6 protein-coding genes and 1 pseudogene are annotated in these 5798 nt (G+C 73.6%); 3 read left to right on the forward strand and 4 right to left on the reverse strand.

Translation table 11 applies throughout. The features are described 5' to 3' along the window. Nucleotides 1-284 (reverse strand): annotated as a pseudogene (locus tag ACFWOG_RS39100) (proteasome ATPase); the annotation flags it as partial. A 283-nt stretch (nt 285-567) separates the two neighbouring features. Here ACFWOG_RS39100 and ACFWOG_RS39105 point away from each other — a divergent pair. After that, nucleotides 568-870 (forward strand): ferredoxin, encoded by a 303-nt coding sequence (locus ACFWOG_RS39105; RefSeq protein WP_329877712.1) that lies wholly within the window; start codon nt 568-570, stop codon nt 868-870. A gap of 22 nt (nt 871-892) precedes the next feature. Here ACFWOG_RS39105 and ACFWOG_RS39110 read toward each other — a convergent pair whose 3' ends face one another. From ACFWOG_RS39110 to ACFWOG_RS39120, 3 genes are all read right to left on the reverse strand, one after another. After that, complete coding sequence (locus ACFWOG_RS39110; protein ID WP_329950189.1) at nt 893-1552, reverse strand: hypothetical protein; 660 nt, start codon at nt 1550-1552, stop codon at nt 893-895. A 97-nt stretch (nt 1553-1649) separates the two neighbouring features. Next, on the reverse strand, nt 1650-2609 hold the full coding sequence (locus ACFWOG_RS39115; RefSeq protein WP_329877716.1) for a tRNA (adenine-N1)-methyltransferase: 960 nt from the start codon (nt 2607-2609) through the stop codon (nt 1650-1652). 67 nt (nt 2610-2676) lie between these two features. Further along, nucleotides 2677-3900 (reverse strand): site-2 protease family protein, encoded by a 1224-nt coding sequence (locus tag ACFWOG_RS39120; RefSeq protein WP_355406603.1) that lies wholly within the window; start codon nt 3898-3900, stop codon nt 2677-2679. Between the two features lie 174 nt (nt 3901-4074). Here ACFWOG_RS39120 and ACFWOG_RS39125 point away from each other — a divergent pair, with 174 nt between their 5' ends. Together ACFWOG_RS39125 and ACFWOG_RS39130 are read left to right on the forward strand one after the other, a co-directional pair. Beyond that, nucleotides 4075-4983 (forward strand): RecB family exonuclease, encoded by a 909-nt coding sequence (locus ACFWOG_RS39125; protein WP_329877720.1) that lies wholly within the window; start codon nt 4075-4077, stop codon nt 4981-4983. Next, complete coding sequence (locus tag ACFWOG_RS39130; RefSeq protein ID WP_030299918.1) at nt 4984-5655, forward strand: response regulator transcription factor; 672 nt, start codon at nt 4984-4986, stop codon at nt 5653-5655. Nucleotides 5656-5798 lie beyond the last annotated feature (143 nt).

Below are 5798 nucleotides of genomic sequence, written 5' to 3' on the forward strand. Positions count from 1 at the left end.
GGGGGCTGTGCCAGCCGGTCCACTTCCTCCTTGAGGGCCACGATCTGGTCGCGGGCCTCTCGCAGGGTGGAGGCGAGCCGTTCGTTCTGGGCGGTCACGCCGGCCAGGTTGGTCTGGAGCTCGACGATCCGCTCTTCGAGGACTCTCGAATTGCGCGGCGAGTCGGCGAGCTTGCGGCGCAGGACGGCGATTTCCTGCTCAAGGTACGAGACCTGAGCGGTCTCGTCGGAACCACGAGCGGGCCTGCCGGTGCTGCGGTTGTAGTCGTCATCGTGGGCTGCCACGGTCCTCACCTCCTCCGGGGAGCTGGACGCTTCCAGACCCTACCTGGGACCAGGGGTCCGTAAACCCCTAGATCAAGAAAGATGGAACGGGCGTGTCCGATCTTCGCCCTCGCGTGCTTCCCCTCTGCTAGGGGGATACCCACCGCGCACCGGCCAAAGCGGACCAGATGTATCGTCGATCGAGTCGATATCCGATCGCGACCGCTGCCTGAGGTCCGATCGTTGTACGAATGGCGGGAATGCCCCGCGCGGGGACGTCCCGGGACAGAAACGGCGGAAAAGCATGTCGGTGAGCGAGTCGGAGACGGAGACCGGACCACTGGAGGTCTGGATCGACCAGGATCTGTGCACCGGCGACGGCATCTGCGCGCAGTACGCGCCCGAGGTCTTCGAACTGGACATCGACGGCCTGGCCTATGTGAAGGGCGCCGACGACGAGTTGCGCCAGCAGCCCGGCGAGACGGTGCCGGTGCCGCTGACGCTCCTTCAGGACGTGGTGGACTCGGTGAAGGACTGCCCGGGCGACTGCATCCACGTCCGCCGGGCCGCCGACCGGGTCGAGGTGTACGGCCCGGACGCGGAGTAGGCGCCCCCGGTCCTGGCGGAGTTCAGGTCCGGCTGAGCGGGGCGGCGGTCTGGGAACGGTCCCAGCCGCCGCCCTTGCGCGTCCAGGTGAGGTCGAGTGAGATGTCCGGTTCGAAGCGCGGCACGTCGTCACCGGAGTAGCCCTGGGCGTGGCCGGTCACGGCCCCGTCGCTGCGCAGCGCCAGCCGGCCGACCGTGAGGTTCTCACGCTCCGACAGCAGGGTGGCCAGGACGACGGGTCGGCCGCCGGCGGGGCCGGGGCCGAGCAGGTAGACGGCGTCCGGCGGGGTGCCGTTCTCGGCCGCGCAGTGCGCGGCGGCGACGGTGCCGGGCCGGCCGTCGCCCAGGTCGGCGGCGAAGCTGATGGCGATCTTGACCGGGAACGGTCCGCAGTCCAGGGGGAGTTCGGCCGCGGCCGGGTCGGGGGCGACGGCGGCCGGAAGGGCCTTCGGGGTCGGCCGGGCCGGGCCGGGGGTCCCGGTCGCGGGGGCGGCGGCGAGTGCGGCCGCCACCACGGCGGCGCAGCCGGCGACGGTGAGGGCCCAGTGCCAGGGGGCGGTCCCGGCCCGGCCGGGCGCGGTGCCGCCCCCGGGGCCCTGCCGTCCGGAAGTGTGCTGTCCAGCCGTCGTCCCGACCGCGGTCTCCACCAGGCGTCCCCTCCAGTGGTCTGTGTGAGCGAGCATCGTCCCACACCGGGGCGGCCGTCGGAGGGCCCGGGGTGCCCCTCCGGGCAGCGCGAAGGGGCGGTACGACGACGCGTACCGCCCCTTCGACGGAGTGCTAGCCGAGGTCGGTCGGACCGTCGGTCTCGGTACGGGCTGCGGCGCGGGCCGCGGCGCGCTCCTGCAACGAGCGCTCGGGCGACCCGTTGTCGTAGTCCTCGCCGTAGGCGCCCTTGGCCGGGCGGCGGCGGCGCAGCGGCGGCTCGACGCCGTCGGCCAGCCGGCGGGAGGTGAGCAGGAAGCCGGTGTGACCGATCATCCGGTGGTCCGGGCGGACCGCCAGGCCCTCCAGGTGCCAGGTGCGGACCATGGTCTCCCAGGCCTGCGGCTCGGTGAAGGTGCCGTGCTCGCGCAGCGCCTCGACGGTCTTGGACATCTGCGTGGTGGTGGCCACGTAGCAGCAGATGAGGCCACCGGGGACGAGCGCCTTGGAGGCGACGTCCAGACACTCCCAGGGGGCGAGCATGTCCAGGATGACGCGGTCGACGTCGGCCTCGACCAGGTTGTCCTGGAGGTCGCCGACGGTGAGCTTCCACGCCGGGTGGGGCCCGCCGAAGTAGCGCTCGACGTTGCCCTTGGCGATGTCGGCGAAGTCCTGCCGGCGCTCGTAGGAGGCGAGCATGCCGGTGTCTCCGACGGCGCGCAGCAGGTAGGTGGAGAGCGCGCCGGATCCGACGCCGGCCTCCACCACGCGGGCGCCCGCGAAGATGTCGGCCATCGCCAGGATCTGCCCCGCGTCCTTGGGGTAGATCACGGCGGCGCCGCGCGGCATGGACAGGACGTAGTCGGGGAGCAGGGGGCGCAGCGCGAGGTACGGGACGTTCCCCGTGGTGCGCACGACCGTGCCCTCGGGGGCGCCGATCAGCTCGTCGTGGGGGAACGCACCCTTGTGGGTGTGGAACTGGTTCCCGGCCTGGAGCGTGAACGTGTAGTGGCGGCCCTTGGGGTCGGTCAGCTGGACCTGGTCCCCGACCTGGAAGGGCCCGCGTCGGCGGGTGGCACCGGTCGGTTCGGACATGCGGACAATCCTAAGGGAAGCGGACGGCCCCGCCCGACCGGGGTGATCGTCGGCCCCGGCGGCGCGGTCAGGACCGGCCGGTGACCGCCGCGGTCAGACGCTGTTCGATGTCGGTGAGCGCGGCCACCCCGTACACCCGGCCGTCCTCCTCGACGACCAGGTACTCGCCGGCCGGGGTCGCCCGGACGGCGCGCAGCAGGTCCTCGCCGGCGAGGTCGGCGGAGAGCCGCAGGCCGGGTTCGAGGTCGCGGGCGAGCGGGCCGACGGCGACCCAGGGACGGCGGTGCTCGGGGATGCCCCGGACGGCGGACTCCCGGACGATGGCGATCGGGTCGCCGCGCCCGTCGACCACGACGACGGCACCGGCCCCGGCCTCGCCGGCGCGGCGCATGGCCTCGCCGAGCGGGGTGTCGGCGGTGACCTCGACGGTCCGGCGGGCGAGGTCGCGCAGCCGCAGCCCGGGCAGGACCTCCTTGAGCCGGGCGTTGCGCAGGGCGCCGCCGGCGCCGTTCCAGATGACGGCGGCCAGGACGGCGGCCAGGACGGCGTCGATCATGGTGTCGGTGCGGCTGCGTTCGAGGTCGCGGGCGGCGCTGACCAGGGGCAGCCCGATCAGCACGGCGACGGCCAGGCCGCGGCCGGCCCAGGCGGCCGCGACGGTGCCGGCCATCGGGCGGCCGGTGGCCGCCCAGACCACGGCGCGCAGCATCCGGCCGCCGTCCAGCGGCAGGCCGGGCAGCAGGTTGAAGGCGGCGACGACGAGGTTGGAGACCATCAGGCCGGTGAGCAGCACCCCGGGGACGGTGGTCAACTCGACGGCCTGGAGCGCGAGGAAGAAGAGACCGCCCAGGACCAGCGAGAGCAGCGGTCCGACGAAGGCGAGCCAGAACTCGCGCCCGGGGCTCTCGGCCTCCTTCTCGATCTCGGAGACGCCGCCGAAGAACTGGAGCTGGATGCGGCGGACACCGAGCCGGTAGCGGAGCGCGACCAGCGTGTGGGCCAGCTCGTGCACCAGGACGGAGCCGTAGAACGCGACCGCGAAGGAGAACGCGACGAGGTAGCGGGCGCCGCCGAGCTCGGGCAGGACGCGGTCGAGCTGGCCGCCGAAGACCCAGGTGATCAGCGCGGCGATGACGAACCAGGACGGGGTGACGTACACCGGGACGCCGAAGGGGCGGCCCACCAGGATGCCGCCGCGGGGCTCCGGGTCCTCGGACGGCGGGGCTCCGGGACGGTTGCCGCCGCCGTGCGGTGGCTGGTCGGAGGTCTGCTGCCCCCTGCTGTCGCTCACCGGTGTCCCTTCGTCCGTCTCCCCCGCGCCGCGCCTCACGCCGGTGCGCCCACGCTACGTGATCGGGACGGCCGGGCGCCGCGCGCCCCTCGCTTCTCCCTGCCTCATACCCCGTGGCGGGTTCCGGCAGCACCGTGGCAGCGGGATGACGGCGCAGGGCAATAGGGTCGGGGTATGCAGCAGACCGACACCAGCAGCGCCGAGGTGGTCGCGCCCCGCCCGGCGGCGCCCCCGACCGGCCTGTCCCCGTCCCGCGCGGGGGACTTCCTGACCTGCCCGCTGCTGTACCGGCTGCGGGTGATCGACCGGCTCCCGGAGCCGCCGAGCTCGGCGGCGACCAGGGGCACCCTGGTGCACGCGGTGCTGGAGCGGCTGTTCGACAGCCCGGCGGCCGAGCGGACGCCGGAGCGGGCCCTGGGCCTGCTGCGCCCGCAGTGGGAGCGGCTGCTGGGCGAGCGCCCGGAGCTGTCCGGCCTCTTCCCGGAGGACCCGGACGGCGCGGCGCTGACCCTCTGGCTGGCCGACGCCGAGAAGCTGCTCGCCCAGTGGTTCCGGCTGGAGGACCCGACCCGGCTGCATCCGGTGGAGCGCGAGCTCTACGTGGAGACGGCGCTGGACTCCGGGCTGCTGCTGCGCGGCTACATCGACCGGGTGGACGTCGCCCCCACCGGCGAGGTGCGGCTGGTCGACTACAAGACCGGCCGGGCGCCCTCGCGGGACTTCGAGGGCAAGGCGATGTTCCAGATGAAGTTCTACGCGCTGGTGGTCTGGCGGTGGAAGGGCGTGATCCCCCGGCGGCTGCAGCTGGTCTACCTGGGCGGCGGCGGGGACGTGGTCAGCTACGACCCGGACGAGGCCGACCTGCTCGCGGTGGAGCGCAAGCTGCTGGCGCTGTGGGAGCGGATCGGCCACGCGGTGGCGACCGGTGACTTCCCGGCGACCCGCAACCGGCTCTGCGGCTGGTGCGACCACCAGGCCAGCTGCCCGGAGTTCGGCGGCACGCCCCCGCCGTACCCGCTGCCGCTGGCGCGCACGTCTGACGAGGACGATCCCACGGGGGATCCGATGAGCAAGGAGTCCTAGGTGACGATCCGAGTGCTGCTGGTCGACGACCAGCCGCTGCTCCGCACCGGTTTCCGGATGATCCTGGAGGCCGAGTCCGACCTGGTGGTGGTCGGCGAGGCCGGCGACGGCCAGCAGGCCCTGGACCAGGTGCGGGCGCTGCAGCCCGACGTGGTGCTGATGGACATCCGGATGCCGCGGATGGACGGCGTGGAGGCGACCCGCCGGATCGCCGGTCCGGGGCGGGACGGCCCGGCCAAGGTGCTGGTGCTGACCACCTTCGACCTGGACGAGTACGTGGTGGAGGCGCTGCGCGCGGGTGCGAGCGGCTTCCTGCTGAAGGACGTGCCGGCCGAGGAGCTGGTGCAGGCGATCCGGGTGGTGGCGGACGGTGCGGCGATGCTGGCGCCGTCGATCACCCGGCGGCTGCTGGACATGTACGCCACCAAGCTGCCCTCCGGTGAGGAGGCCCCGCCGCAGGCGCTGAACGCGCTGACCGAGCGGGAGCTGGAGGTGCTGAAGCTGGTGGCGCGCGGGCTGTCGAACGCGGAGATCGCCGCGGAGCTGTTCGTCAGCGAGACGACGGTGAAGACGCACGTCGGCCACGTGCTGACCAAACTGCAGCTGCGCGACCGGGTGCAGGCGGCGGTGTACGCGTACGAGAGCGGGCTGGTCCGTCCCGGCGCGCTCTGACCCGGACGTGCCGGAGGCCCGGGCCCGCCCCGGCCCGGGGGCGGGCGGGCCGCCGGACGGGGGGGACGTGGCCACCCCGCCGCACGCCCCGAATCGCAAAAAACCGGTGGTGTGGACGGGCGACTCCACCCCCCGGATGTTGG

Origin of the sequence: Kitasatospora sp. NPDC058406 (assembly GCF_042722765.1) — a bacterium.
GTDB lineage: Bacteria > Actinomycetota > Actinomycetes > Streptomycetales > Streptomycetaceae > Kitasatospora.